The sequence below is a fragment of the Aliiroseovarius sp. S1339 genome, assembly GCF_023195695.1.
GTDB lineage: Bacteria > Pseudomonadota > Alphaproteobacteria > Rhodobacterales > Rhodobacteraceae > Aliiroseovarius.
On record NZ_JALPQG010000010.1, the window covers coordinates 33,574 to 58,730 of the forward strand.

Sequence of the window (25,157 nt, forward strand, 5' to 3'; positions counted from 1 at the left end):
ATAAAAGCACTTGAATTTATTCACGTGTTAAGGTGCTTCGAAAACGGCGCGCCTTGCTTTATATCAAGGAAGGACATCACAGGGCGGGCCATCTTATCCTCACAATCCGGCCCAAGCCTCACCCGCTGGCGATGTCTATCTTCTGACGCATGTTTGATGCTGTCACTCTCCTCGGGTATCTGGCTTCCAGCCATCCATAGGACGAGCGAGATATACCATGACCGGCAAAATTTATCTGATCGGCGCAGGCCCCGGAGACCCGGAGCTGATGACCATGAAAGCCATCCGTATGCTGAAAGACGCAGACGTGGTGGTGTATGACCGGCTGGTGTCCGACGACATCGTTGCCATGGCAAAACCCGGGGCCGAGATGATATTCGTCGGCAAAGCCTCGAACTGCCACACGGTATCGCAAAGCCGGATCAACGAAATACTGGTCGAAAAGGCGCGCGCCGGGCACAACGTGGCCCGACTGAAAGGTGGCGATCCCCTGATCTTTGGGCGCGGCTCGGAAGAAGCTGGCTATGTCGTATCGCAAGGGGTCGAAGTCGAATATGCCCCCGGCATTACCGCCGCCCAAGGTGCGTCCAGCGTAACCGGCGTGCCGCTGACCCACCGCGGTCTGGCCACCGGCGTTCAATATGTCACCGGCCACCGTCAGGCTGACAATGTGCTGGACCTCGATTGGAAACGTCTGGCCAATCCCGACACGACGCTGGTTGTCTATATGGGTGTCGCCAACATCGGTCAGATCGCCATGGGCCTGATGACCGAAGGCTTGCCCGGAACAACCCCCGTTTTGGCGGTTTCGCGCGCCTCGACGCCGGATGAAAGCCGAATGGTGTCCACCCTTGATCACGTTGCACAAGACGCGCGCAACGCCGGGCTGAAACCCCCGACCCTGTTCATCATCGGCAGAGTTGTGTCGCTGTATAACGCAGACCTGCTTGACCCCGCCCAAGAGGTTGCCGCCCATGCCTAGCCTTCTGGCCTTGTTGCTTCTGACAGGTGCCGCCCATGCGGGCGAGGCACCTGTGGACCCGGTCGCGCTTCAGCGTCTGGTGCATCAGGATTGCGGCTCATGCCATGGCTTGACCCTGAAAGGTGGTCTTGGACCCGATATCCGGGCCGAAACCATCGAACATTACGACGCCGATGTGCTGCAATCTGTCATCCTTGACGGTATCCCCGATACCGCCATGCCCCCTTGGCGCCCGCTGATTTCCGAGGCCGAAGCGGCCTGGATCGCTGACTATCTGCTGAAAGGCGACACCCAATGAAATCCCTCATTTCCGCGCTTGCCCTTGCCGCCACCCTTGGCACGGCCGCGCTTGCCGACACGATTGCAACTGGCGATCTGGGTCTGGTGATTGAACGGGCCAAAGGCTCGGTCCTCTTGGTCGACCAATCCGACCGCGCCTCCATTGCCCGGATCGAAGGCTTGGGCGATCTGTCCCATGCCTCGATCGTGTATTCATCTGACGAACGCTACGCCTATGTGTTTGGCCGCGACGGCGGGCTGACCAAGGTCGATATTGTTGAACGCAAGATCGCAAACCGCGTGGTGCAGGGCGGCAACTCCATCGGCGGGGCGATTTCTGACGATGGCAAGCTGGTCGCCGTATCAAACTATGAACCCGGTGGCGTGCGCATTTTTGACGCCGAGACGCTGGAACTGGTTGCCGACATTCCTACCGAATCGAAGACCATTGGGCTGGTGGACGTCCCCGGTCGCCGCTTCGTGTTCACCATGTGGGACACCGGCGAGACGTGGATTGCCGATATGTCAAACGGCCCCGAGCCCGAGATCACCAAGATCACCGACATGGGCAAAAATCCCTATGACGCGCTGGTCACCGGCAACGGGCGCACATACATCACCGGCCTGTTTGGCGAAGACGGGCTGACCGCGCTGGACCTGTGGGAAGATGACCCCAAACCCATCCGCGTCATGCCAAACTATGGTCGCGGACAGGAAGAAATGCCGGTTTACAAGATGCCCCACCTCGAAGGCTGGGCGCTGACCGGATCGGAATTCGTGCTGCCCGCCGTCGGCCACCACGAAGTGCTGTGGGTCGATGCCCAAACGCTGGAAGAAACCGGCCGCACCAAGACCTATTCCCAACCCGTTTTCGCCATGGCGCGCCCCGATGGGCGTCAGGTCTGGGTCAACTTCGCCCACCCGATGAACGACACCATTCAGGTGATCGACACGGTGACGAAAGAGGTGATCCACCAGTTCAAACCCGGCCCCGCCGTGCTGCATATGGAGTTCACCCCGCGCGGCCACGAAATCTGGGTCAGCGTGCGTGATGAGAACAAGGTGAAAATCTATGACACGCACAGCTTCGAACTGCTGCGCGAAATAGACGCCGACAGCCCGTCAGGTATTTTCTTCACCGCCCGCGCACACCGGTTGGGGCTGTAAGCGATGAAGGATATCGCCAACCCCATCGACCGTGCCCTGCTGGACGACTGGCAGCGCGACTTTCCCGTGGTGCCCCGCCCCTTCGCCGAGCTGGCAAAATCGGCTCGCACGACCGAGGATGACGTGCTGATGCGCCTGTCCGATATGCAGGAAAACGGCACGATCACGCGGGTTGGCGCGACCTGTGCGCCGAACACTCTGTCGGCGTCGACGCTGGCCGCCGTCGCCGCCCCCGAGGGTCGCATCGAAGAGGTCGCGGCGATCATCAACGAAGACCCCGGCGTCAACCATTCATACGAGCGCGAGGACCAGTGGAATATCTGGTTCGTCGCCACAGGGTCGGACCGCGACGCGGTGAATGCCTCGCTTGAACGGATATCGGATCGCACCGGCCTGCGGGTGATCGACCTGCGCCTGATGCAGCCCTTCAACATCGACCTCGGGTTCAAGATGGGCAGCGGCGATACGCCTGTGATGCACAGCGCCCCGCGCGCCTTGGATATGTCCGCCATTCGCGAAGGCGACAAAGACCTGATGAATGTGCTGACCAAAGGAATGCCGTTGGTCGCAGCACCTTATGCCGCGATTGGCGACCAACTTGGCCGCTCGGAAGCCGAGGTTCTGGCCCGCGTCACTGCCTTGATCGAGGCTGGTCTTTTGTCGCGCCTTGGCGTCATCGTGCGCCACCGCAAGTTGGGCTGGAAATCGAACGCAATGGTTGTCTGGAAGGTGCCGGAAGGCCGCATTTACGAGGCTGGCACCCAACTGGCTGCCCTGCCCGGCGTGACGCTCTGCTATGAACGCCGCCCGGTCGCCGATGTCTGGCCCTATCGCCTGTATTGCATGATCCACGCCCAATCGCGCGAGGTCGCGATGGCAGTTCTGGACAAGGCCCGCGCCCTGCCCGCGCTGGAAGGTATCGACCACAAAGTCCTATTCTCCACCCGCTGCTTCCGCCAAACCGGCGCGATGATCGCGAAAGAAAAGGAGGCCGCCGAATGACCCCCCTTGACGATATCGACCGCGCTTTGGTCAACGCGTTGCAAGACGACTTGCCGCTGGACCACCGCCCCTTCGCCCCTCTGGCCGAAAAACTTGGCCTGACGGAAGAGGCACTTCTGGACCGTGTCCGCGCCTTACGCGCATCCGGCGTTCTGACCCGCTTCGGCCCGTTCTTTGACGCCGCCGCCATGGGCGGGGCGTTCTGCCTGTGCGCCATGAACGTGCCGGCGGATCGGTTTGACGAGGTCAACGACACCGTCAACGCCCACCCCGAAGTCGCCCATAACTACGAACGCTCGCACAAGCTGAACATGTGGTTCGTGCTGGCATGCGAAACACCGGAAGGTATCGCCGAAATTGCCGCCCGGATCGAAGATGAAACTGGCCTTAAAGTCCTGCAATTCCCAAAACTTCAGGAATTTTATATCGGCTTCAGGGTGGCGGCATGAGCATTGACGCAACAGACCGCGCCATCATCGAAGCGCTGCAATCCGGCCTGCCGCTGGTCCCAGCCCCTTACGCCGAAGTGGCCGAGAAACTGGGGCTGGACGAGGCCGACCTGACCACGCGCCTGGCCGCGATGAAGGAAAGTGGCGTCATCCGCCGGATCGCCGCCGCGCCCAACCACTACAAACTGGGCATGACCGCCAATGGCATGACCGTTTGGGATGTGGACGACGCGGTGTTGAACGAAGTTGGCCCGAAAATCGGCGCACTGCCTTTCGTCACCCACAGCTATGAACGCCCGCGCGCCCTGCCCGACTGGCCCTATAACCTGTTTGCCATGGTCCACGGATCATCGCGTGAAGAGGTCGAGGAAAAGCGCCAACAGATCGTCGAGCTTCTGGGCGATGCGCTGCGCGGCTCGGACACGCTCTACTCCACTCGCATTCTGAAAAAGACGGGGCTTCGGCTTCGCAAGAAAGGGGACTGATATGTTCCGCCTGACCGAATACATGCACCAACTCGCCAAACCCACCCCCGTGCGCCAACGCCGGGGCGACGGAATGGTGAAACCCGTGGTGATCTGGAACCTGACGCGCCGCTGCAACCTGAAATGCCGCCACTGCTACACGGTGTCGGCAGACGTGAACTTCCCCGGCGAACTCTCGGAAGCACAAGCGATGGAGACGTTGGAGGACCTCGGCCAATTCAAAGTCCCCGCGATCATCCTGTCGGGCGGCGAGCCGCTGGACAGTCCTTACCTGTTCCCGCTGGCGAAACGCGCCCGCAAACTGACCCGCGTTCTGGCCCTGTCCACCAACGGCACCAAAATCCATGGTGAGGTTGCCGATCAGGTGGCTGACATTGGGTTCAACTATGTCGGCATCTCGATCGACGGGATTGGTGAAACAAACGACTGGTTCCGCGGTGTCGATGGCGCCTTTGACGACGCCGTGCGCGGAGTTCGCGAGCTGAAAAAGCGCGATGTGCGCGTGGGCCTGCGTTTCTGCCTGACCGAAGGCACGCAACACCATTTGCCCGACCTTCTGAAGCTGTGCGACGATGAAGGGGTCGACAAGTTCTACCTCTCCCACCTTGTCTATGCCGGTCGCGGCGATAAAAACCGGGGCGAGGATGCCCACCATTTGATGACCCGCAAGGGCATGGATCTGCTGATCGACCGGGCGTGGGAAAGCGCCTCGGGCGGGCGGCAGTTGGACATTGTCACCGGCAACAATGACGCCGATGCGGGCTATTTCCTGCAATGGGCGGCCGAGAATTTCGACGCCGAGAAAGTCGCCCATCTGCGCGAACATCTTGTAGCTTGGGGCGGCAACTCATCCGGTATGGGTGTCGCCAATATCGACTTCTTGGGCAAGGTCCACCCCGACACCTATTGGTCCGACTACACCGTCGGCAATGTGAAAGACACGCCGTTTTCCGAACTGTGGACCAGTGATGACCAAATGCTCGCCACCCTGCGCACCCGCCCGCGCCCCTTGAAAGGCCGCTGCGGCGCCTGCGCGATCAAGGATGTCTGCGGTGGCAACACCCGCATCCGCGCGCTGCAGGTGACGGGCGATCCGTGGGCCGAAGATCCGGCCTGCTATCTGACGAATGACGAAATTGGCGTGACCGATGCCGACCGGCTTGAAGTCACCCCCTTCCGAGGCAAAAGCAATGACCCGAAACACCAGTTTTTCTAAAGCCCTCGCGCTGGCCGCAACCTTGACCGCCGTGCCCTTTGCGGCAAGTGCCGACCCAGAGGCGGACTATCAGGAACACTGCGCCGAATGCCACGCCGAGAACCGTCTTGGCGCGCAAGGCCCGGCCTTGATTCCTGAAACGCTGGCCCGGATGCGCGGCCCGAAAATCGCCGAGGTCATCCGCGATGGCCGCGTCACGACGCAGATGCCCGCCTATTCCGAAGAGCTGTCGGAAGAGCAGATTGCCGCGCTGGCCGACTATCTGAAAACCCCACTGGATGTCATTCCCCCATGGAATGAGCCTGAGATCATGGCCAGCCGCGTGATGGACGAAGACTATGCGCCCGTTGACGCGCCCGTCTGGCCGTCCGACCCGATGAACATCACGCTGGCGGTGGAAACCGGCGATCACCATATCTCGGTTCTGGATGGTGATACGTTCGAGGTGCTGGATCGGTTCGAAACCCCCTTCGCCGTGCATGGCGGACCCAAGTTCACCCCCGATGGCAAGTTCGTCTTCATCATGTCGCGTGACGGCTGGGTGCAGAAATACGACATCTACGCGCTGAAACAGGTGGGCCGCGTGCGCGCCGGTCTGAACAGCCGCAACATTGCCATGTCGGGCGACGGCAAGTGGCTGGCGGTCGCGAACTACCTGCCGAACACGCTGACCATCCTGTCCACTGATGACCTGTCAGTCGCAGAAGTGCATCAGGTCGAGGGGAAAGACGGCACACCCAGCCGGGTCTCTGCCGTCTATCAGGCCCCCCCGCGCGACAGCTTCGTTCTCGCGCTGAAGGACGTGCCGGAAATCTGGGAGGTCTCTTACAGCAAGAACCCCGACATGGGCATTTATGCCGCCGGGTTCACCCATGATTGGCGCATCGAAGGCCCGACCAAGCAAGATACGCCCTTCCCGATCCGCAAGATCACCACGCCCGACTATCTGGACGATTTCTTCTTCGATCAGAAATACGAGCACATCATGGGCGCGTCGCGCAAAGGCGAGGATGGGTTGGTCATCGACCTTGTGATTGGTCAGAAAGTGGCTGATCTGGACCTGCCAGGTATGCCTCACCTCGGGTCGGGCATCACGTGGGACTGGAACGACACCACCGTCATGGCGACCCCGCATTTGAAAGACGGCACCGTGTCGGTGATCGACATGAAAAGCTGGAAAACCGTCAAGCGGATCACCACCGAAGGGCCGGGATTCTTCATGCGCAGCCACAAGACATCGCCCTATGTCTGGGCCGATGTGTTCTTTGGCCCGAACAAGGACAAGATGCACATCATCGACAAAGAAACGCTTGAGATCGTGAAGACCCTGCAACCCGTGCCGGGCGCGACCGTCGCCCATGTCGAGTTTACCAAGGACGGCAGCCACGCGCTGGTGTCGGTCTGGGAAGACGAGGGCGAGGTGTTGGTCTATGACGCCAAGACCCTCGAAATCGTGAAGCGGTTGCCGATGCGCAAACCGTCGGGCAAGTATAACGTCTGGAACAAGATCACCTTCGAAGAAGGCACCAGCCACTAAAGCCCGCTGCAAGGAGCCAGCCGATGACCAAAATCGACGCCCTGATCGTTTCGCACGGTCAACCCTCGTCGCCCGACCCAGCCGAAGCCGCGCTGGCCGATTATGTCGCCAAGGTGCAGGCTCATGTGCCGAACCTGTGGCTGGGATCGGCCACGCTTGCCAAAACCGGCAGCCTTGAGGCGCAGTTGGAACACATGGCACCGGATGCCGTGGTCTATCCGCTGTTCATGTCCGATGGCTGGTTCGTGCGCAGTTTCCTGACCAAACGGCTGGGCGATGCGCCTTACAAGGTGATGCAGCCCTTCGGCATGGACCCGGCCTTGCCCGAACTGGCCGCAAAGGGCCTGCGCGCCGAAGGCCTGACCAAAGACGCGCCGCTGCTCTTGGTGGCTCATGGGTCCGGCAGCGGACGCCCCGCCCCCCAACGCGCGGCCGAGGATTTTGCCGCCGCCCTGACAACCGCCCTTGGAAACGCCCAGATCGCGATCAGCTTTCTGGAACAATCCCCGACCATCCCCGAAGTCGCGCAAGACCTGCCGCGCGATATCCTCTGCCTGCCGTTTTTCGCGATGGAGGGCGACCACGTCCGTCAGGACGTTCACGAGGAACTGGAAAAATGCGCCTTTACCGGTCGCGTCTTGCCGGTGATGAGCCAACTGCCCGGTGTGGACGGCATGGTTGCAAATGCCATTGCGGCAGAACTGGCCGACGCGCGCCAAACGGCGTCGGCCTAGGCTGTCAGCCCCGTACCCAACTCAATATGGCATCGGCGTCGGCGGGCAGGGTTTCGGCCATACCGCCGACAAATTCCGCAAACTCCTTGCGGCTGCCCGCGCTTAACCCCACTAGAACGGGGATTTCCTTTTCAAGGGCGGCGGCGATGGCGGCGCGAAAGCCGCGTCCTTCCGCCTCTTCCGGGCCAAACTTGTTCAAGATGAAGGCATCCGCGGCCAGGCTGCTGGCCTGATCCACGGCAGCCACGGCTTGGGCAATCGCTTCGGGGTTCAGGCGGCAACCATCTGACCCTTCGCCCAGCGATTGGGTGATGCGGATGGTGCGATTGTCCGCCAGAACACGCACGTCCATATCGCAATGGTGCGAGCTTTCGGGCATGTCCTGCAAAACCTTGACGATGCCGTTCAGCACGAAGCCTTCGGCTTCAAGAGTGGCGGCGGCTTCGGAAATCAGGCGGTCGGTTTCGCCCCGCCCATCTGCGGTGATGCAAGCGATCCTCATGCAGGCTCTCCTTCTTTGGCACGCGACCAGTCCGCACCACGCGCGCCGGTCAAAAATCCATCCGACAGACGCATGCCGCCCGACAGGGTTTCCAATTCAGCCGACAATGCAGCGGCGTCCAGCGTTCCGTCAATCCGGTCGCGCCACGCCTGACAAACGCGCGCAAAATCGCCGGTTTGGGGTGATAGACGCAGGGCGGTCACGCCCGCTTTTTCCAGCGCTTCCAACTGGTTGGCCATGCTGGCGCAACTGTCCGACAGGGTTTGAACGCCGTTCATTGCCAAAAACGGCTGATCTTCCAACGTGCGCACAGACAGCCCATCGGGGTCATCTTCGCAGGCAAACTGGCAATTGTCCTTGGTCCGCTTGTGCAGCCGCGCGTGATAACACCGGCCCGAGATCGCGAGCGGCAAACGCCCGTGCCCCCAGACCTCAATCGCCACACCGCGCGCCGCACCCTCAGCGGCCAGTGCCGTGACGGACTCCAACGGCAATTCCGGCGGCAGACAAATGCGCGTCGCCCCACGATCGGCGAGCCACCCCAGCGTGCCTTCGTTATAGACGTTGACCAAAGGCCCCACCGAAAACGGCACGTCCTTGGGCAGATAGGCCAGCGTGGTCAGGTCGTTCACCTCGACCTCGACACCCGCATCGGCCAGCTCGGCAGTCAGTTTGCGTTCGCGTTTCAACGTCACAAGGGCGAGCGACGTCACGGCGACCTCTTTCCCCGCCTCCAGCAGCGTTTCAATCGCGCCCGGAATACGGTCTTGATAAAACGGCAGGCGTTTCGAGCACACAAGCTCGCCCAGCACGACACGCTCAACCGGGGCGGTGGCCATCTGGTCGTAAAAATCGCTCCACGCGTCTGCTTTCCAGAAGAATTGGTTGGGTCCGACGGTCAGCTGCATGGCTATCTCCAGATCTTCTTATAGGCACCGGCAGTTGCGGCCTGCCCTTCGGTCAGTTGCGCCAACATCCCCTCGGGCATCGGACGCCCGGCGGCTTGGGCTTCAACGGCGGCACGGAAGTTGCGCACCACCTGCGCGACATAGGACCGCGAGCGTTGCCGCCCCTCAATCTTCAGCGCCGTCACACCCGCCTTGGCCAGTTGCGGGATCAGTTTCTCAGCATTCAAACTGACCGGATCTTCGAACAGATGCCCGGACGCGTCGCCTGCGCTAAAGCACCCCTTGCACAGCGTGGGGTAAGGTGCGGGTTCATCCGCGCCGACCTTGTGGATGGTGAACCCGCCCAGCTTGGCCGACAGCGCGCCGTGATCGTCGTGGTATTCCACATGGCTTGCGGGCGAGCACACGCCGTTCATGTTGGGCGACAACCCGGTGGCATAGGATGACAGCGAACAGCGCCCTTCCGCCATCACGCACAGACCGCCGAACACAAACACCTCGGTCTCGACCGCGGTTTCGGCGTTGATCGCGGCGATTTCCGGCACTGACAGAACGCGTGGCAGCACCACGCGCTTCACGCCAAATTCGCTGGCATAGAAGTTCAGCATATCCGCATTGGCGGCGGCGGCTTGCACCGACAGGTGCCGACGCAGGCCGGGATGGTGTTTCGCGGCGTAGGCCAGCAGGCCGACATCCGCCAAAATCACCGCATCGACGCCGCATTTTTCCGCGTCCGCCACAGCGCGGTGCCAGATCGCCTCGGCCCCCGCGCGGGGGTATGTGTTGATCGCCACCAGCACTTGCGCGCCGTGGTCATGGGCAAATTTCACGCCCTCGCGCATTTCGTCCCGGTCGAAGTTCAGCCCGGGAAAGTTGCGCGCGTTGGTTTCATCGGCAAACCCGCAATAGACGGTGTGCGCCCCCGCTTTCACAGCCGCGCGCAGGGATGCGGGCGTGCCGGCGGGGCAAACGATTTCCATTACCACAGGGGGTCCTCCTCGTGGCGCGACAGGGCCACGCCGGTTTTGGTTTCAGCAAGCCCAATCAGGCGCTTGACCTGAGGGGCGAAGGGACCGGACATCGCCCCGGCCTCGGCGGCGAGGTCAAGTTCGGCGTCGTCAATCGCGTTGCGCAGAGCCAGAACGGCGGCGGTGTCGCCTTCGATCACCAGATCGCGCGAGAAAAACAGCGCATCGCCATCGTAAGCCCCGTGCACCATGCCCAGAAGCCCGGACAGAGGCCCGGCGATCCGCGCATCCCCCTGCATGGGTTTGCGCGACAGCCGCAGGCGGGGATGACCCGCGCGCGGCTCCAGAAGCAGTGTCACCGGCAGGTCGGTCGGGTCCAGCACGAAGCGCGTATTGCTATAGTCGCCCAACCGCTTGAACATTGACGGATGCCGCGTCGCCATCCTCCTCGCAAACGCGCCGAGCGCCAACGAGATCGGGGTCAGGGGCAGTCCGCGCAGGGCAAAGGCGGGAAGGCGTGGAAAAACAGGCAGTTGGACGGCATGGTCCTGCATGGCGCACCTCTTCAATGCGGGCAAACGGGTGTCTACACCGGACTTTCATATCAATCTGGGCGCGCGGTAACTTGACCTTGGTCAATTGCCGCATCACAGCCCGGTGATAGCGGTGAACGATCTGCAAAATGGAGCCGACCATCCGCACCCTGCCCCCCTTCCCCACGCTGCGCGCTTATCTCGACTGGGCAGCTTCGCGCGGCGATCTGACCGCCGTGCCTGACCCCGTGTCGGTGCGCCATCAGATGACCGCCGTGCACCGCGCGGTGTTGGAACGTGGCGGGCCGGTTCTGCGTTTTGACAAACCCGTGCTGGACGCGGGCCGCGTGTCCGACATTCCGGTCGTGGTGAACCTGTTTGGAACGCCCGAACGCGTCGCCGCCGGGCTGGGCGTCGCACCCGACAAGCTGGATGAGCTTGGCGCATTTCTGGCCGCTTTGCGCGCGCCCACGCCGCCCGACGGAATGCGCGATGCGCTGTCGCGCTGGCCCATGCTGAAAGCCGCCCTTGCCACGCGACCCAAGATCATGCGCCGCGCGCCCGTGCAGGCCGAGGTTCACACGGACCCGGACCTGTCAACGCTGCCGATCCAGACCCATTGGCCGGGCGACGCGGGGCCGCTGATCACATGGCCCGTGGTGCTGACCCGCCCGCATGGCAGCGACGCAGGCGACGTGAATCGTTACAACGCAGGCGTTTACCGCGCACAGGTGATTGACCGCAACCGCATCATCATGCGTTGGCTGGCCCATCGTGGCGGCGCGGCGCATCATCGGACGTGGGCCGCGCAAGGTGAACCGATGCCCGTGGCAATCGCCTTGGGGGCCGACCCGGCCACGCTTTTGTCCGCCGCCCTCCCCCTGCCTGAAACAGTTTCGGAACTGGGCTTCGCGGGCGTCTTTTCCGGCGCGCGTCCCCGCCTTGTGCCCGCCAAGACTGTCCCCCTGATGGTGCCAGCGGATGCCGAGATGGTGATCGAGGGCTGGGTACACTCGTCCGAGACCGCGCCCGAAGGCCCGTTTGGCGATCACACCGGATACTACAATCAGGTCGATCCCTTCCCCGTGATGCAGGTCAGCGCCCTGACCCACCGCAAAGACCCGATTTACCTGTCCACCTATACCGGTCGCCCGCCAGATGAACCCGCGATCATTGGCGAGGTTTTCAACCGCCTCGCCCTGCCCCTGATCCGCGCGCAGATCCCCGAGATCCGCGACATGTGGTTGCCCCCCGCCGCCGCGTCCTATCGCATGGCGGTGATCAGCATCGGCAAACGCTATCCGGGGCAGGCGCGCCGCGTGATGATGGCGCTGTGGGGGATGTTGCCGCAGTTCAGCTATACCAAGATGATCGTCGTGGTGGATGATGACATCGACCCGCGCAATTGGGATGACATCGCATGGGTGCTCGCCACGCGGATGGACCCGTCGCGCGACGTGATGATATTGGAGAAGACGCCGATGGATTACCTTGATTTCGCGTCACCCGAACCTGGTTTGGCCGGGAAAATCGGCATCGACGCCACCAACAAGATCGGCGCGGAAACCAGTCGTGAATGGGGCGAGGTCATGCACACCAACCCGAAAGACGCAGCCTTCGCCGCCGACCTTCTGGCGCGCCATTTGCCGGAGTTGCCCCAATGACCCGCGTCGTCCTTGGCATTGCAGGCGCATCAGGGGCTGCCCTTGGCCTTGCCACCGCGCGGCATCTGGTCGCCATCGGTGCCGAAATCGACCTTGTCATCAGCGCCGCCGCTGAACGCACTTTGCTTGAGGAATGCGGCGTAGACGCATTCGACCAGATCACCGCCACGGCCACCCGGTTTCACGAGCGCGGCAATATCGGCGCATCCATCGCATCAGGCTCCGCCCCCGTCGATGGCATGATCGTCGCGCCCTGTTCCATGCGCAGCTTGGCGGCGATTGCAACCGGGATGGACGACAACCTTCTGACCCGCGCCGCCAGTGTGCAACTGAAAGAACGCCGCCCGCTGGTTCTGATGACCCGCGAGGCGCCTCTGACGCTGGCCCATCTGCGCAACATGACACAGGCCACCGAAATGGGCGCGATCATCCTGCCGCCGGTGCCCGCGTTTTACCTGCTGCCCGAAAGCGTGGATCAGGTGGTCGACCAGATTGCCGCGCGGGCGGTGGACCTATTGCGGATTGCGCCACCGATTGCGTTGGACTGGAAAGGCTAAGTGTTTACTGCGCCGCCATCGGCACGCGCGCAATCTCGCACTGGCTCCACAATTCTTCCAACGCGCCCAGCAGGTGCGCGATGTCGGCGTCTGAATGAACAGGCGACGGCGTGATGCGCAACCGCTCGGTCCCCTTGGGGACAGTGGGATAGTTGATCGGCTGGATATAGACGCCAAAATCGCGCATCAGGGTATCCGAGATGAACTTGCACTTCACCGGATCGCCCACCATCACCGGAATGATGTGGGAGGGGTTGTCGATATGCGGAATGCCCATCGCATCCAAGCCTTCGCGCACGCGGGCGACACGCTCTTTTTGACAGTCACGCTCCACGTTCGACCGTTTCAGATGCTGCACCGAGGCGCGCGCTCCTGCCGCCACAGCAGGCGGCAGCGCGGTGGTGAAGATGAACCCGCTGGAAAAGCTGCGCACGAAATCGCAAAGCTCGGCAGACGCGGCAATATAGCCGCCCATCACGCCAAAGGCTTTGCCCAACGTGCCTTCGATCACCGTCAGGCGATCCATCAGACCTTCGCGTTCGGCGATACCTGCGCCGCGCGGGCCGTATAGGCCAACCGCGTGCACCTCGTCCAGATAGGTCATGGCGTTGTATTTGTCAGCCAAATCGCAGATTTCCTTGATCGGCGCGATGTCGCCATCCATCGAATAGACGCTTTCAAAGGCGATCAGCTTCGGCGCATCGGGGTCGGCGGCGGCCAATTTGGCCTCAAGATCTTCCAGATCATTGTGCTTCCAGATCACCCGCGCGGCTTTCGAATGGCGGATGCCTTCGATCATCGAGGCGTGGTTCAGCGCATCGGAAAACACAATGCAGCCGGGAATTTGTGACGCCAGTGTGCCAAGCGCCGCCCAGTTCGAGACGTAACCGGACGTGAACAGAAGCGCGCCTTCTTTACCGTGCAGATCGGCCAATTCAGCTTCAAGCAACACGTGGTCATGGGTGGTGCCGGAGATATTGCGCGTGCCGCCAGCGCCCGCGCCCACCGTATCAATCGCGTGGTGCATGGCGTCCAGCACATCAGGATGTTGCCCCATGCCCAGATAGTCGTTCGAGCACCAGATCGTCACATCGCCGGTGCCACCTTCGCCGGTATGACGCGCTTGCGGAAAGGAACCGCGCTTGCGTTGCAGGTCAGCAAACACACGGTAGTTGCCATCATCCTTCAGCGCATCAAGGCGGGTTTTGAAATAGTCTTGATAATTCATGGGACGTCCCTCCGGTGCCTTATCGGTTGTGGTATTGAACCGGATCGGCGGCGGGCCGGACATGATGTTTGTCAAGTGGACGGGAAAAACCGGGCCAACACGACGGCCCTTAGGGACTGCGCGCCAAAAATAGGAGAGTAAGACCAACCGCCCGCCCCCAGATTGGGGACACCCGGCCTCGGAACGCATGAAATGCGTCTGGGCGGTTGGCCTATGGGTTCGAAAACCCGAACGTGATCGGTTTCGCCGCCGGCCTCACCCAAGAACAGAGGCGACATTGATCACAGAGGCCGTATTCGAATTACAAAACAAGGATGCGTGCGCAACCTCGGCGGGTGGGCCTTAGGCGAAATGTGGCACATCGCGGATCGGCTGCACTTAACCAACGTCAAGACGGTGCGGTTTTCATATGCGGCGGCAACGGGGGTGGCGGCGGCGGTGCAGGGCGTGCGGTGCGCGCTTGGGTCAGCGCGGGGATCATCCCGACAAGGAACAGCGCAAACGCCCCGATCCACGCGGCCCCGGCGATCAGCACCAGCGCGTCATACCAGCCATAGAGCAGATCCGAGGCCAGCCAACGGGTCAGCGCCGACAGGATCATCAGCCCATAGCCGACCGCAACCGGGCGCGGCACAATCGGCGCGCGGCCCGTGTGGCCAAGCGTGGCGCGGCTCATCACCGCCAAAGTCATGCCGCCAACGCCGCCCAGACCCAGAACATGCAGCGCGCCGACCTCGTCCCCAATGCCCCAACCAGCCAAAGTGAACAGCGCCAGCCCGACGACCAACAGCCCTTGGGCGGCAAACAGCGACCACAAAAGCGGATCGCGCAACGACCAATGCGGGCGCCAAAGGCTGATCCGCAACCCGTGCACAATCGCCAGAACCAGCGCAATGATGGGGGTGAATGGGGGCAAAAGCACGCTCCACGGTAGCGCGATGGAAGTCAGAACCGCGGCGCGATCCAGCCGGGGCGTGACAGGCGGCAAAGCCTCGGGCGGATGGCCCGCACGGTTCATCGCGTTGCGGATAAAGCCGGGTGTCACGCGCCCGCCCAGAACGACGATCAACCCACACAAGGCCAAAAGCCCGATGCGAAGACCTACGCGCGCGCCGTCCGGCCACAGGTCCAGCCAATCCAGATGCACCGCCAGGTTTGCAGCCAGTAACGTGGCAAGGAAAATCAGAAAGATCGCGTGTTGCGCCTTTGGGCGTTTGACGAGCTGCACCCCAATGCGCCCTGTCAGCACCGCCAGGAATGACAGATCGACTGCGGCCACCAGCACAGGCGGAAGCGCTGCGGATTGCCAAAGCGCAACACGGCCCGCCAGCCACAAGGCGGCCAGCACCCCGATGACCAAACCGCGCCCGCTGGCGACAGCCGTCAGAAAGAACCCGGCAACCGCCGCGCCCGCATAGCCAAAAACCATTTCATGGGCGTGCCACAGGTGCGGGGCCATCGACAGGCCCGACAGATCAGACGCGGTGCCCGTGGCTTGCCCGCCCAGCCAGACCTCCCATATCAAGCCGGAAAGAATGGCCCAGATTGCAGCGCCCAGAAAAAAAGCGCGAAACCCTTCGCTGAGGACGCGTTTCACCACATTTGCCATGACTGGCCCCCTATTGGCTGACGTCACGCAGCCTATGGGTCTGACGCGCGCGACCAATGACCAAAGTCAAGTCCTGCGCATGTGAAACGAAAAAAGGTGGCGGGTCGGCGGGCGTGTCAAGCGTCGTCTTCGGCCTGCGTGATCATGCCGTGGGCCCATTTGCCCAAGACCCACGCAAACGGCACGCCAAGGATCACGCCACCCGCGATCGCCTCGAACGGGGTAAGCGCACGCAGGCCGATGGCTTGCAGCATCAGGAACAGGAAAAACAGGTTCACCGCCGCAGCCCCCGCCGCAAACGGATAGATCACAAGCGCCACCGCCCAGACGGGCCAGCGGCCTGAACTGTCGCCGTGATCGGTCATTTTTTGCGAAACACGGATTTCTGCACGGCAACCAGCGCAAGGATCAGCGCAATCGCAGCCCCCAACAGCCACAGGGTCGCGCCGCCAACAGCGTGCGAATGTCCGTCGATCACCGCTTCACGCAGCGGGGTCTTGTCGTGGTGGGCAAAGGCGGGTGAGGCCACGATGCCAGCCAATATGGCCAGTGGAAGAGCTTTCATAGCAGGACTCCTGTCATGTTCTTTGTTCATCATATTGTAACGGTACGACGCAAGGCTTGATCATCATCAAGCGGCGCTACATCGCCAACGGCAAGGCATAGATAAGGGCAGCCAGTCCCAGAAACCCGATCAAAAAGACAGTGAACCCGCCCCTGACCGCGCGCGCCATGCGCAGGCCCAGATAGTCCGACAGGATCACAAAGGATTTCAGGCCCGACAGGACCAGCACGGATAGCACAAAGATCGGGCCCGCTTCGGGCAATGCGCCTGCCAGAAAGGTTGTGGCGACGCTCAGGCCAATCAGCAGGAAAAACGCGCGGGTCAGGATTGCGTTGCTCATCAGTGCACCAGATAGATGATGGGAAACAGCAGAACCCAGACCAGATCGACCATGTGCCAAAACCCGGCGCCGGCCTCAAGGTTGCGCGGTGTGCCCCAGCGCATGAGCAGCGCGAAAACGATCAGCCCCGCCACAACATGCAGCGCGTGAAACCCGGTCAGCAGATAGTAGAAGGTGAAAAAGTCGCTGGTTTCGATGTCGATCCCGTGGCGCGCTTTTTCGGCGTATTCGAACCCTTTGACCACAAGGAACACGACACCAAATGCCATCGCAGCGGCCAGCCAAAGGCGCATGTTGCGCACCGAATGGGCCGCGGCATTCACCGCGCGCGCCGCGCAATAGCCGCTGGTGACAAGAACAATTGTGTTGGCAGCGCCCGCGACGCGGTTCAGCTGTTGTTGGTCGGCGGCAAACGCCACCGGGTCCATCGCGCGCATACCAAGAAAGGCCAACAGCCCCGCGCCGAACACCAGAAGTTCGGACACGATCAACACCCAGATCATCAGATCTCCGGGCAACTCGTCGATGATAGAGGTTTGGTCGGTCATGCCCCACCGGTAATCTGGCGGTAGATTTCAGGCAATGCGGCAGTCAGCCGCGTGGGGTCCGGCACAATCGAAAATCCGCCAGCGCCAAATATACGATGCACCCAGCCCTGCCCTTTGTGATCAACGACGACGCCATGCACCGCGTGACCCTTCATGCGGGCTTCGCGCACCGCCATGCGGCTATCTTCGATCCCGTGGCGACCTTCGTAATGGTCCAGATCGTTGGGTTTGCCATCGGTGATGACCAGCATCAGGCGGCGGGTGTTGGGTCGGTCGTCCAGCCCGGCGGTGGTATGGCGGATCGCCGCGCCAAGGCGTGTGTAAAACGCAGGGGACAGCCCGCCGATCCGTGCCTCAACCCGCGGGCCCATTTTTTCGTCGAACCCTTTGCATTCCTGCACATAGACGCGGTCGCGTTTCAGGGATGAAAACGTGTTGATCGCGAAATCATCGCCGCAGGCTTCAAGCCCCCACGCCAGCGCAGTCAGCGCTTCTTTTTCGACATCAATCACCTGACGGTCGCCAATGGCGCTTTCGGTCGAGCGTGATACATCCATCAGGACCGAGATCGCCAGATCGCGCTCCATCACCCGCGCCGCGCGATAGACCCGGTCGCTGGACCGGCCCGTGGCGCGCAGTTCGACCTGCGCGGCAATCGCGGCTTCAAGGTCCAGCTCGTCGCCGTCCAATTGGCGCGGCAGGATCACGCGTTTGGGGCGCAATGCCTCGAACTGGCGTTTCACGGCGCGAATGCGGCGGTTGGTGGCGGGGTCGTGGTCAATCGCCTCCTCCTCGTCCGCGACACTGGACAGAACGCGGGCGTGATCGGGGATATAGCTGTTCGTACGGTGGTCCCATTCGGGGTACATGTGCTTGCCGGACAGGCGTTCGCGGTCGGCATCTTCGGGTGACAAATCAAGGTGAAATTTCAGCCGTGTGGCGGTTTTCTTCGACACCTGCCCCAGCGCCAACTCGTCCTGATCGTCGGCGGCACGGCGCGCGTTGTCTTCGTCGTCATCTTCGACACGCCGGTTCATATTCAGGCTTTCGACCCAGGAAAAGATCGCTTCGAACCGATGCAGGATCAGGCTGTCGCGCCGTTCGGCCTGATCGCTTTCAGAGCGGCGCGCGGCCTTGGTGCCTTCGGCCTCGTCCCCCGGCCCGCTGCCTTGTTCTTCATCGCCGTCACCGTCCCGGTCCACAGGCGCGCGCGCGGCCATGGGGCGCAGGTCGGGCCACATCGGCACGGGGCGGAACGGGCGATAGCCGCGCGGCGCTATCAGATGGGACAGATCGGCATCCGGCGACCGGATCAGTGCGACATATTCCAGCGCCAATTTGCCCGTCGGCTCTGGCCCGCCCAGCAGGTGATCAATGGCTGCTTCCATCGCAGCCTCGGCACTGGGAAGTTTCGCGTCAGGGCGCATCGCGCGGCACGCCCCCACCAGCGTTTCGTAAAAGCCGCGCAGCCCGGGGCAGTCTTTCAACGTCGCCTGCGTCATCGCGATCGACGCCTGCAGCGCGCGCAGATCGGAGCGCAGCGGGTCGTCGTCACCGACCGGGTCAGGCGCGTGCGCGACGGACGCGACCAGCCAGAAATACAGCGCCGCGTTCGCCTCGCGGGCGGGGAATTCAGCGATGGTTTCAGGCAGGCGCAGTGCCTCGCCATCAAAGCTGGGGCGCGCCTGCGTTTCGCGCCACGTGCCAAGCGACCGGCGAAACGACAGCCGGTGATGCGAGGCCGCGACGGTCGCCTGTTTTATCTCGGTTGAATGTGATCCGCCAAGGCCACGGAAAAACACGCCCAGACGACCTTCGACATCGGCCAGATTGACGGCGTTTTCTTCATGGATGCCCGGTGCATCCAGTCGGCTGGCGTATTTGTGCCAGATCTTGCCGACGGTTTCTTCGGGCTCGAAGGGATCAAAGATGCGTTCGGACATGGGGAACCTCGGGTGATTAGGCGGACCGTCCAGTGTAGAAAGACCCGCGACCGACCAGTCAGCCGGTCGCGGATGTGGCACTAGCCATAGATCGCGGTGACCAGATCCATCAGCCCTTGTTTGACATCTTCGTCATCGGACAGAGGTTCAATCATCGCCGCGCGGATCGCGCGTTCGACGGACATGCCGTCTTCGATCAGCGTGGCGCAATAGATCACCAGACGGGTCGAAACACCCTCTTCCAGATCCTGCCCTTTCAGGCCGCGCAATTTGTTTGCCAGCCGGACAAGGGACGTCGCCCGGCTGACATCCAGCCCACTTTCACGTGTCACAATATCGATTTCGCGGTCGTGGGAGGGAAAATCGAAGTCGATGGAAAGGAAACGCTGGCGGGTGGACGGTTTCAGGGTTTTCAGGATGTTCTGATAGCCCGGATTGTAACTTGCAACGAGCATGAAGCCCGGTGCGGCCTCGATCTCTTCGCCGGTTTTATCCAGCGGCAGAATGCGGCGGTCATCGGTCAGCGGGTGCAAAACGACGGTGACGTCTTTGCGCGCCTCGACCACTTCATCAAGGTAACAGATTGCGCCTTCACGAACGGCGCGGGTCAGCGGGCCATCGACCCAGACCGTTTCCCCACCTTTCAGCAGGTAGCGTCCCACAAGGTCAGACGCGGACAGGTCGTCATGGCAGGCGACAGTATAAAGCGGGCGACCCAGACGGGCGGCCATATGGGCGACGAAGCGGGTCTTGCCGCAACCGGTCGGACCTTTCAGAAGCAGCGGCAGCCCATGGCGTTCAGCAGCTTCGAAGATATCGCATTCGTCAGATACGGGTGAGTAGAAGGGGGCCGAAGCCCCCTCCGTTTTTTTGTCAACGGCAGCCATCTCAGGCACCTTCACTTTCATAGTGGTCCGTCGGCTCGATGATCTCGTGGCGACGTGGCACCATGATCGAGTAGATGAACAGAAGCGCACCGATCACCACCGCAAGACCCGAGATCCAGCGCATGACGAAGAACAGATGCACGCCTTCCTGGATCTCCATGAAGTTCTCGCCCAGCACACGTTGCATGTGGGTTTGAACCGTGCCGGCAAAGGTCAGCGTGAAGGTCATGAAGGACATGCCAGCGGTCATCAGCCAGAAGCTCACCATGTTCAGAACCTGGTTATACGGATCACGTCCGCGCAGGATCGGCATGGCATAGGTGATGATCGCAAGGTTCACCGACACATAGGCACCATAGAACGCCAAGTGGCCGTGGGCCGCGGTGATCTGCGTGCCGTGGGTGTAATAGTTCACACCGTGCAGCGTGTGCAGGAAGCCCCAGACACCCGCGCCGAAGAAGGCGACAGTTGCGGCACCCAGCGCCCACAGAAGGGCAGCTTTGTTCGGGTGGTCGCGTTTGCCTTTCCACACCATGACGAACGCAAAGCTCATCATTGCGAAGAAGGGAACCACTTCAAGCGTCGAGAAGATCGACCCGATCCACTGCCAATAGCCCGGCAGACCAATCCAGTAGTAGTGGTGCCCGGTTCCCAGAATACCCGAGAACAGCGCGGTGGCGACAATGATATAGAGCCATTTTTCAATGATCTCACGGTCAACACCGGTCAGCTTCAGAAGCAGGAAGGCAAGGATCGAGGCCATGACCAGTTCCCAGGTGCCCTCCACCCACAGGTGAACGATGTACCACCAGAACATTTTGTCCAGCGACAGGTTACCCGGGTTATAGAAGGCAAACAGCCACAGAAGCGACAGCGCCCACAGGCCAATCAACAGCACATTGGTGATCGCGGTCTTACGTCCCTTCAACACCGTCATCGAGATGTTGAACAGGAAGATCAGCGCCGCGACCAGAATGCCCAGCTTGACCCAGACGGGTTGTTCGATGAACTCGCGCCCTTCCATGCCCAACAGCCAGTGGCCGTGGAACAGGTCGAACGTATAGGTCACAACCGCACCTGCCGTGCCAACCAGCATCAGGATCAGCTGGATATAGGCCAGTTTGGTCGAATACATCTCGCGCTCGGATTCTTCCGGGATCAGGAAGTATGCCGCGCCAAAGAAGCCCAGCAGAAGCCAGACGACCAACGCATTCGTGTGCAACATGCGCACAATGTTGAACGGCATCAGCTCGGACAGGAAGTTCGGGCTGACATAGATCCAGCCGGCCCACAGACCCCCGATCACCTGAACGGCGAAAACCGCCATTGCGGCCAGGAAGTACCAATAGGCAATTCGTTGTGTTTGATATTTCATTTCACGTCTCCTCTTCCCGGCCTTAGCCCGCCTCGTTGGGCGGCCAGCCCTGTGCGTCGATGGTGTTCACCCACAGGAAGAAGTCTGCAAGTTCACGAATCTGTTCGTCGCTCAGGTTGAATTGCGGCATTTGGCGCCGCCCCTCGATGCCCGTAGGTTGCGCTTCCATCCAGCCTTTCAGCACTTCGAATGCTGTTTCGGGATCATCTGCGACACCCCACCGGGCCATCACGTTTTGAAGTTCGGGGGCAAAGTATGCACCCTCGCCCATCAAAGTATGGCAGTTGATGCAGGCGTTTCTTTCCCACACATGTTTTCCGCGCACTACGCTGTCTGTCAGTTCGGCATTTGCAGTCGATTGGGTAACAACGTACCGCACCGAATGCGCCGACAGGATCAAAAAGACCACAATGAAAAACAACGAGCCGCCATAGAACACGTTACGCGCCATGGTCTTGGTCATGACTTCTCGCATATTGGCCTCCAGTTCAGTTATCCGATTTTCTGGATAAAGGAGTCCAGAAACAAGGAGCTTGACTATTGTTAAGCGAGCGTAGGTTTAGTGTCGGCAAATTGAAAAGAAAAGCGGTTTGGGGCGTTTGTGGCCGGGTGTCGGGATGGTGGGCACGTGCTGACCCGGAAAACCTTGCGTTGCGCGCTTCAAAAAGCCAACAAAGGTCGCAGCAGTGAATAAGAGCGCCAAATGGGGCAGCAAAATATGTTTTGGCAAAATAGTTTCGTGGCCGCGTTGGCTGCAATCGGGCTGTTTCTATTTGTGCTTGCGGGGTTTTCCAATGGTGACAGCGCGCTGTATAACTACCCTTGGACGGTCCAATACATAAATGCTTTTGACGGCGGTGCCTTTCTGCCCCGGCATTTGCCCGGTCTTTGGGCGGGGCTTGGCGGGTATGACTTCTTCTTTTACGCCCCGCTGCCATTCTGGTTCATGGCCGCGATCACAGCCCCCGTTTGCACGGGTTGCACGCCCGAGACGACATTTGTTTTAACTGCTGGCCTGTTCTGGCTGCTTGGCGGGGTCACCGTCGGCGTATTCCTGCGCCGCTTTTTCGACCCGCGGCCCGCTATCATCGGCGCGATAGCCTATCTGCTTCTGCCCTATCACCTGTGGATTGACTGGTTCATGCGTCAGGCGGTTGGCGAGTTCGCGGCCTATGCGTTCCTGCCGCTGGTCGCACTGGGGTTTGATGCGATCCGGCTTCAGCAGCGGCGGGGGTGGATTCTGGCGGTCGGGGTGGCGGGCGTCACCTTGTGTCATCTGCCGACCGCCCTTCTGGCCGCCCATGTTTTTGCCGCCTTGACGCTTGTCATATTGGTGCATCTGCTGCGCCACAAACAGAACCTGACACGTTTTTTGCTGCCCTTGATCGGGTGGACGACGCTGGGTGGCCTGCTGTCGTGCTTTTACTGGCTTCCGGCGATCATGCTGCTGGACACCGTGTCGCCCGACGCCCTTTACACGAGCCATTTCGTCGCCGAGCGCTGGTTGTTCAGGTTGCCGTTCGACCCACCAAATCTGATCATTGCCAAGGCCATCCTGTTTGGCTTCTTGGCCGTCCTACCCTTCATCGTCGTGGCGGCGGTGTATGCGCGTGGCGCCCTGCGTCTTTGGATAATTGTGCCGGTTGCATTGTCGCTGTTTCTGAACCTCGAAGTGTCAGAGTTCATCTGGCAACACTGGATGATCAACCGGGTGCAGTTTCCGTGGCGTTTGATGATCTTTGTTGATTTCTCGGCGGCTATCGCCGTCGCCTTTGTGGCCGCGAAACTGCCGGGGGCTGCAAAAATCAGGACGTTAAGCGTTCTGGCTGTTCTGACAGTATATCCCATCATACAGGTCGTGATTTCATCACTTCCACAGGCGCTAAAATCCTATGACACCACGTATGATCAGGCCGGAGCCATTGAATACCTCAGCCCGGAAATGCTGCGCGTCGTCAATGACCGGGTGACGCTGATGGATGGGCGCGCCCTGAAACAGCGCGATGTCTCGGCGGTCGTGCGCGATATTTGGGCTGAGTGGGAAAGCGCGACCCCTCCGACCGCTCAATTCGAACGCACATCCCGTCACGCCACCGTCACGCCCGCGCAGGATGTGGCGCGCCTGTCGGTGCCGTTGCAATACTGGGTCTTGTGGCGCGCGGAGTTGGACGATGGTCACCCGTTGCAAACCGCTGCCTATCCGCGGTTTGGCACGCTGGACATCATCGCCCCGCCGGAGGGGTTTCGGGGCCGCACAATCACGCTGACCCTGCCTTGGCACAGCAGTGAAAAGGCGGGGTTTACGATCTCGTTTCTCGCGGTGTTGTTGCTTGGCGCGACCTTGTTTGGCAGGCAGCGGCGCACAGTCTTACGCAGAATTGACGCGACCCCTAAGGACTAATTTCGCCGCAGGAGGTGAAATTGATACCACCCCCAACCCCGATTGCGGCTAGTCTGGCGAAAACCGCCTGAAAGGACTGATCATGGCCGATCCATTTGCCACAGCCGCCCTGCGCCATATCGTGGTCACGCCCGCCAAAGGCGATGCCGCCACGCGCGTTCTGTCGCCCACCGACTTCGCGCAAGCTTGGGACGAGATCACGCAGTGGGACGGCTATGCCCCCACCCCGCTCGTGCCCCTGTCAGGTTTGGCGCGTCAGATCGGCGTTGCCCGCATTGACTATAAGCACGAAGGCCCGCGCTTTGGGCTGGGCAGTTTCAAGGCGCTTGGCGGAGCCTATGCGGCGATGCGCGTGTTGCAGCGCGAGCTGGGCAAACGATTGGGTCATGCGGTGACGCTTGAGGACATCCGTGAGGGCAACCATACGCAAGCGTGTGGTGCGATCACCCTCAGCTCTGCCACCGACGGCAACCATGGCCGCTCGTTGGCGTGGGGCTGCCAACGCGTCGGCGCTCCCTGCCGCATCTATATCCACGCCGAGGTCAGCGAAGGCCGCGCCCAAGCGATGCGCGATCTGGGCGCGGACGTTGTGCGGATCGACGGGGATTACGACGACTCGGTCAATCTTGCGAAAACCGAGGCCGAAGAAAACGGCTGGTTCGTCGTGTCCGACACCTCGTGGGATGGCTATACCGAGCCACCCCGCGACGTGATGGCTGGATACGGCGTGATGACCCGCGAAGCCTGCGAGGCGCTGGACCAAGCGCCAACACATGTATTCCTGCAAGGGGGCGTTGGCGGCCTGGCGGCCTCGGTCGCCGCGTATCTGCGCCAGCATTGGGGCGACGCCGCCCTGCGCGTCGTGATCGTCGAACCCGAACTGGCCGCCTGCCTTTATGAAAGCGCGCGCAAAGGCACCCCCACATCGGTTCAGATTGACGCAGAAACCATCATGGCGGGCCTGTCCTGCGGCGAGCCGTCGGAAATGGCGTGGGACATCCTGCGAGAAGAGGCCTCCGATTTCGTCACCATGCCCGACAGCATCGTCGCCCCGACCGTGCGCCTTTTGGCAAACGCGGAAAGTGGCGATGCAAAGGTCGAGGCAGGCGAAAGCGCAGTGGCGGGACTGGCAACCCTGATCGCCGCGATGCGCCAGCCGGACTTGGCAAAAGCGCTGGGGCTGGATGCGCAATCGCGCGTGTTGCTGATCGGGTCCGAAGGCGTCACCGACCCCGCGATCTTCAAGGCAATCATGGCCGGGGCGGATCATGTCTGATC

27 protein-coding genes are annotated in these 25,157 nt (G+C 61.4%); 13 read left to right on the top strand and 14 right to left on the bottom strand.

Annotated features, from left to right (window positions below):
• Positions 1 to 217: 217 nt before the first annotated feature.
• The 9 genes from cobA to MUY35_RS14675 are packed head-to-tail and all read left to right on the top strand — an operon-like array spanning position 218 to position 7,851.
• Entirely contained in the window at positions 218 to 982 is a 765-nt protein-coding gene (gene cobA, locus MUY35_RS14635; RefSeq protein WP_248369911.1) for a uroporphyrinogen-III C-methyltransferase, read from the top strand.
• Positions 975 to 1,280 (top strand): cytochrome c, encoded by a 306-nt coding sequence (locus tag MUY35_RS14640; protein WP_248369913.1) that lies wholly within the window; start codon positions 975 to 977, stop codon positions 1,278 to 1,280. Before cobA ends, MUY35_RS14640 begins: the two co-directional genes overlap by 8 nt.
• A complete protein-coding gene (locus MUY35_RS14645; RefSeq protein ID WP_248369915.1) occupies positions 1,277 to 2,428 on the top strand; it encodes a cytochrome D1 domain-containing protein in 1,152 nt (383 codons plus the stop codon). The genes MUY35_RS14640 and MUY35_RS14645 overlap by 4 nt, the downstream gene beginning before the upstream one ends.
• Positions 2,429 to 2,431: 3 nt before the next feature.
• Complete coding sequence (locus MUY35_RS14650; RefSeq protein ID WP_248369917.1) at positions 2,432 to 3,430, top strand: Lrp/AsnC family transcriptional regulator; 999 nt, start codon at positions 2,432 to 2,434, stop codon at positions 3,428 to 3,430.
• Positions 3,427 to 3,879: an AsnC family transcriptional regulator gene (locus MUY35_RS14655; protein ID WP_248369919.1), complete on the top strand. Its 453-nt coding sequence runs from the start codon at positions 3,427 to 3,429 to the stop codon at positions 3,877 to 3,879. Before MUY35_RS14650 ends, MUY35_RS14655 begins: the two co-directional genes overlap by 4 nt.
• Positions 3,876 to 4,364: an AsnC family transcriptional regulator gene (locus MUY35_RS14660; RefSeq protein WP_248369921.1), complete on the top strand. Its 489-nt coding sequence runs from the start codon at positions 3,876 to 3,878 to the stop codon at positions 4,362 to 4,364. The genes MUY35_RS14655 and MUY35_RS14660 overlap by 4 nt, the downstream gene beginning before the upstream one ends.
• 1 nt (position 4,365) lies before the next feature.
• Positions 4,366 to 5,580 carry a heme d1 biosynthesis radical SAM protein NirJ gene (nirJ, locus tag MUY35_RS14665; protein ID WP_248369922.1) on the top strand — a complete coding sequence of 405 codons (1,215 nt, stop codon included), beginning with the start codon at positions 4,366 to 4,368 and terminating at the stop codon, positions 5,578 to 5,580.
• Entirely contained in the window at positions 5,555 to 7,117 is a 1,563-nt protein-coding gene (locus MUY35_RS14670) for a nitrite reductase (protein WP_248369924.1), read from the top strand. The genes nirJ and MUY35_RS14670 overlap by 26 nt, the downstream gene beginning before the upstream one ends.
• A gap of 23 nt (positions 7,118 to 7,140) precedes the next feature.
• Positions 7,141 to 7,851: a CbiX/SirB N-terminal domain-containing protein gene (locus MUY35_RS14675; protein WP_248369925.1), complete on the top strand. Its 711-nt coding sequence runs from the start codon at positions 7,141 to 7,143 to the stop codon at positions 7,849 to 7,851.
• A 4-nt stretch (positions 7,852 to 7,855) separates the two neighbouring features.
• Here MUY35_RS14675 and MUY35_RS14680 read toward each other — a convergent pair whose 3' ends face one another.
• From MUY35_RS14680 to MUY35_RS14695, 4 genes are read right to left on the bottom strand one after another with little or no spacing between them, the layout of a single operon-like run.
• Positions 7,856 to 8,353, bottom strand: coding sequence for a DUF2478 domain-containing protein (locus tag MUY35_RS14680; protein ID WP_248369926.1), 498 nt, complete (start codon positions 8,351 to 8,353; stop codon positions 7,856 to 7,858).
• The gene (locus tag MUY35_RS14685) at positions 8,350 to 9,261 is read right to left on the bottom strand and encodes a U32 family peptidase (protein ID WP_248369927.1); all 912 of its coding nucleotides are present in this window, start codon (positions 9,259 to 9,261) and stop codon (positions 8,350 to 8,352) included. The genes MUY35_RS14680 and MUY35_RS14685 overlap by 4 nt, the downstream gene beginning before the upstream one ends.
• A gap of 2 nt (positions 9,262 to 9,263) precedes the next feature.
• Entirely contained in the window at positions 9,264 to 10,241 is a 978-nt protein-coding gene (locus tag MUY35_RS14690; RefSeq protein WP_248369928.1) for a peptidase U32 family protein, read from the bottom strand.
• Complete coding sequence (locus tag MUY35_RS14695; protein ID WP_248369929.1) at positions 10,241 to 10,783, bottom strand: SCP2 sterol-binding domain-containing protein; 543 nt, start codon at positions 10,781 to 10,783, stop codon at positions 10,241 to 10,243. Before MUY35_RS14695 ends, MUY35_RS14690 begins: the two co-directional genes overlap by 1 nt.
• 140 nt (positions 10,784 to 10,923) lie before the next feature.
• Here MUY35_RS14695 and MUY35_RS14700 point away from each other — a divergent pair, with 140 nt between their 5' ends.
• Complete coding sequence (locus tag MUY35_RS14700; protein WP_248370001.1) at positions 10,924 to 12,426, top strand: UbiD family decarboxylase; 1,503 nt, start codon at positions 10,924 to 10,926, stop codon at positions 12,424 to 12,426.
• The gene (locus MUY35_RS14705; protein ID WP_248369930.1) at positions 12,423 to 12,983 is read left to right on the top strand and encodes a UbiX family flavin prenyltransferase; all 561 of its coding nucleotides are present in this window, start codon (positions 12,423 to 12,425) and stop codon (positions 12,981 to 12,983) included. The genes MUY35_RS14700 and MUY35_RS14705 overlap by 4 nt, the downstream gene beginning before the upstream one ends.
• A 4-nt stretch (positions 12,984 to 12,987) precedes the next feature.
• On the opposite strand, the gene hemA is transcribed toward MUY35_RS14705, so the two are convergent.
• The 10 genes from hemA to MUY35_RS14755 form a co-directional block, all read right to left on the bottom strand.
• On the bottom strand, positions 12,988 to 14,211 hold the full coding sequence (gene hemA / locus MUY35_RS14710; RefSeq protein ID WP_248369931.1) for a 5-aminolevulinate synthase: 1,224 nt from the start codon (positions 14,209 to 14,211) through the stop codon (positions 12,988 to 12,990).
• A 388-nt stretch (positions 14,212 to 14,599) separates the two neighbouring features.
• Complete coding sequence (locus MUY35_RS14715; RefSeq protein ID WP_248369932.1) at positions 14,600 to 15,820, bottom strand: NnrS family protein; 1,221 nt, start codon at positions 15,818 to 15,820, stop codon at positions 14,600 to 14,602.
• A 116-nt stretch (positions 15,821 to 15,936) separates the two neighbouring features.
• Complete coding sequence (locus MUY35_RS14720; RefSeq protein ID WP_248369933.1) at positions 15,937 to 16,185, bottom strand: hypothetical protein; 249 nt, start codon at positions 16,183 to 16,185, stop codon at positions 15,937 to 15,939.
• The gene (locus tag MUY35_RS14725; protein WP_248369934.1) at positions 16,182 to 16,385 is read right to left on the bottom strand and encodes a hypothetical protein; all 204 of its coding nucleotides are present in this window, start codon (positions 16,383 to 16,385) and stop codon (positions 16,182 to 16,184) included. The genes MUY35_RS14720 and MUY35_RS14725 overlap by 4 nt, the downstream gene beginning before the upstream one ends.
• A 76-nt stretch (positions 16,386 to 16,461) precedes the next feature.
• Complete coding sequence (locus MUY35_RS14730; RefSeq protein WP_248369935.1) at positions 16,462 to 16,725, bottom strand: hypothetical protein; 264 nt, start codon at positions 16,723 to 16,725, stop codon at positions 16,462 to 16,464.
• Positions 16,725 to 17,273 (bottom strand): cytochrome c oxidase subunit 3, encoded by a 549-nt coding sequence (locus MUY35_RS14735; protein WP_248369936.1) that lies wholly within the window; start codon positions 17,271 to 17,273, stop codon positions 16,725 to 16,727. The genes MUY35_RS14730 and MUY35_RS14735 overlap by 1 nt, the downstream gene beginning before the upstream one ends.
• The gene (locus tag MUY35_RS14740) at positions 17,270 to 19,216 is read right to left on the bottom strand and encodes a nitric oxide reductase D protein (protein WP_248369937.1); all 1,947 of its coding nucleotides are present in this window, start codon (positions 19,214 to 19,216) and stop codon (positions 17,270 to 17,272) included. The genes MUY35_RS14735 and MUY35_RS14740 overlap by 4 nt, the downstream gene beginning before the upstream one ends.
• 80 nt (positions 19,217 to 19,296) lie before the next feature.
• Positions 19,297 to 20,103, bottom strand: coding sequence for a CbbQ/NirQ/NorQ/GpvN family protein (locus MUY35_RS14745; RefSeq protein ID WP_248369938.1), 807 nt, complete (start codon positions 20,101 to 20,103; stop codon positions 19,297 to 19,299).
• A 1-nt stretch (position 20,104) separates the two neighbouring features.
• Positions 20,105 to 21,478 (bottom strand): cbb3-type cytochrome c oxidase subunit I, encoded by a 1,374-nt coding sequence (locus MUY35_RS14750; protein ID WP_248369939.1) that lies wholly within the window; start codon positions 21,476 to 21,478, stop codon positions 20,105 to 20,107.
• Between the two features lie 22 nt (positions 21,479 to 21,500).
• The gene (locus tag MUY35_RS14755) at positions 21,501 to 21,953 is read right to left on the bottom strand and encodes a cytochrome c (protein ID WP_248369940.1); all 453 of its coding nucleotides are present in this window, start codon (positions 21,951 to 21,953) and stop codon (positions 21,501 to 21,503) included.
• A gap of 243 nt (positions 21,954 to 22,196) precedes the next feature.
• Here MUY35_RS14755 and MUY35_RS14760 point away from each other — a divergent pair, with 243 nt between their 5' ends.
• A complete protein-coding gene (locus tag MUY35_RS14760) occupies positions 22,197 to 23,879 on the top strand; it encodes a 6-pyruvoyl-tetrahydropterin synthase-related protein (RefSeq protein WP_248369941.1) in 1,683 nt (560 codons plus the stop codon).
• Positions 23,880 to 23,961: 82 nt separating this feature from the next.
• Positions 23,962 to 25,155: a diaminopropionate ammonia-lyase gene (locus tag MUY35_RS14765; RefSeq protein WP_248369942.1), complete on the top strand. Its 1,194-nt coding sequence runs from the start codon at positions 23,962 to 23,964 to the stop codon at positions 25,153 to 25,155.
• The last annotated feature ends 2 nt before the right edge of the window (positions 25,156 to 25,157 follow it).

What these genes read in the sequence shown, in the direction of transcription:
- cobA (WP_248369911.1), top strand. Translation starts at nt 218, where the DNA reads ATGACCGGCAAAATTTATCTGATCGGCGCAGGCCCCGGAGACCCGGAG.
- MUY35_RS14680 (WP_248369926.1), bottom strand. Translation starts at nt 8,353, where the DNA reads ATGAGGATCGCTTGCATCACCGCAGATGGGCGGGGCGAAACCGACCGC.
- MUY35_RS14645 (WP_248369915.1), top strand. Translation starts at nt 1,277, where the DNA reads ATGAAATCCCTCATTTCCGCGCTTGCCCTTGCCGCCACCCTTGGCACG.
- MUY35_RS14735 (WP_248369936.1), bottom strand. Translation starts at nt 17,273, where the DNA reads ATGACCGACCAAACCTCTATCATCGACGAGTTGCCCGGAGATCTGATG.
- MUY35_RS14730 (WP_248369935.1), bottom strand. Translation starts at nt 16,725, where the DNA reads ATGAGCAACGCAATCCTGACCCGCGCGTTTTTCCTGCTGATTGGCCTG.
- MUY35_RS14685 (WP_248369927.1), bottom strand. Translation starts at nt 9,261, where the DNA reads ATGCAGCTGACCGTCGGACCCAACCAATTCTTCTGGAAAGCAGACGCG.
- MUY35_RS14705 (WP_248369930.1), top strand. Translation starts at nt 12,423, where the DNA reads ATGACCCGCGTCGTCCTTGGCATTGCAGGCGCATCAGGGGCTGCCCTT.
- MUY35_RS14650 (WP_248369917.1), top strand. Translation starts at nt 2,432, where the DNA reads ATGAAGGATATCGCCAACCCCATCGACCGTGCCCTGCTGGACGACTGG.
- MUY35_RS14695 (WP_248369929.1), bottom strand. Translation starts at nt 10,783, where the DNA reads ATGCAGGACCATGCCGTCCAACTGCCTGTTTTTCCACGCCTTCCCGCC.
- MUY35_RS14765 (WP_248369942.1), top strand. Translation starts at nt 23,962, where the DNA reads ATGGCCGATCCATTTGCCACAGCCGCCCTGCGCCATATCGTGGTCACG.
- MUY35_RS14725 (WP_248369934.1), bottom strand. Translation starts at nt 16,385, where the DNA reads ATGAAAGCTCTTCCACTGGCCATATTGGCTGGCATCGTGGCCTCACCC.
- MUY35_RS14675 (WP_248369925.1), top strand. Translation starts at nt 7,141, where the DNA reads ATGACCAAAATCGACGCCCTGATCGTTTCGCACGGTCAACCCTCGTCG.
- MUY35_RS14745 (WP_248369938.1), bottom strand. Translation starts at nt 20,103, where the DNA reads ATGGCTGCCGTTGACAAAAAAACGGAGGGGGCTTCGGCCCCCTTCTAC.
- MUY35_RS14655 (WP_248369919.1), top strand. Translation starts at nt 3,427, where the DNA reads ATGACCCCCCTTGACGATATCGACCGCGCTTTGGTCAACGCGTTGCAA.
- MUY35_RS14660 (WP_248369921.1), top strand. Translation starts at nt 3,876, where the DNA reads ATGAGCATTGACGCAACAGACCGCGCCATCATCGAAGCGCTGCAATCC.
- hemA (WP_248369931.1), bottom strand. Translation starts at nt 14,211, where the DNA reads ATGAATTATCAAGACTATTTCAAAACCCGCCTTGATGCGCTGAAGGAT.
- nirJ (WP_248369922.1), top strand. Translation starts at nt 4,366, where the DNA reads ATGTTCCGCCTGACCGAATACATGCACCAACTCGCCAAACCCACCCCC.
- MUY35_RS14760 (WP_248369941.1), top strand. Translation starts at nt 22,197, where the DNA reads ATGTTTTGGCAAAATAGTTTCGTGGCCGCGTTGGCTGCAATCGGGCTG.
- MUY35_RS14670 (WP_248369924.1), top strand. Translation starts at nt 5,555, where the DNA reads ATGACCCGAAACACCAGTTTTTCTAAAGCCCTCGCGCTGGCCGCAACC.
- MUY35_RS14690 (WP_248369928.1), bottom strand. Translation starts at nt 10,241, where the DNA reads ATGGAAATCGTTTGCCCCGCCGGCACGCCCGCATCCCTGCGCGCGGCT.
- MUY35_RS14755 (WP_248369940.1), bottom strand. Translation starts at nt 21,953, where the DNA reads ATGCGAGAAGTCATGACCAAGACCATGGCGCGTAACGTGTTCTATGGC.
- MUY35_RS14720 (WP_248369933.1), bottom strand. Translation starts at nt 16,185, where the DNA reads ATGACCGATCACGGCGACAGTTCAGGCCGCTGGCCCGTCTGGGCGGTG.
- MUY35_RS14750 (WP_248369939.1), bottom strand. Translation starts at nt 21,478, where the DNA reads ATGAAATATCAAACACAACGAATTGCCTATTGGTACTTCCTGGCCGCA.
- MUY35_RS14640 (WP_248369913.1), top strand. Translation starts at nt 975, where the DNA reads ATGCCTAGCCTTCTGGCCTTGTTGCTTCTGACAGGTGCCGCCCATGCG.
- MUY35_RS14715 (WP_248369932.1), bottom strand. Translation starts at nt 15,820, where the DNA reads ATGGCAAATGTGGTGAAACGCGTCCTCAGCGAAGGGTTTCGCGCTTTT.
- MUY35_RS14740 (WP_248369937.1), bottom strand. Translation starts at nt 19,216, where the DNA reads ATGTCCGAACGCATCTTTGATCCCTTCGAGCCCGAAGAAACCGTCGGC.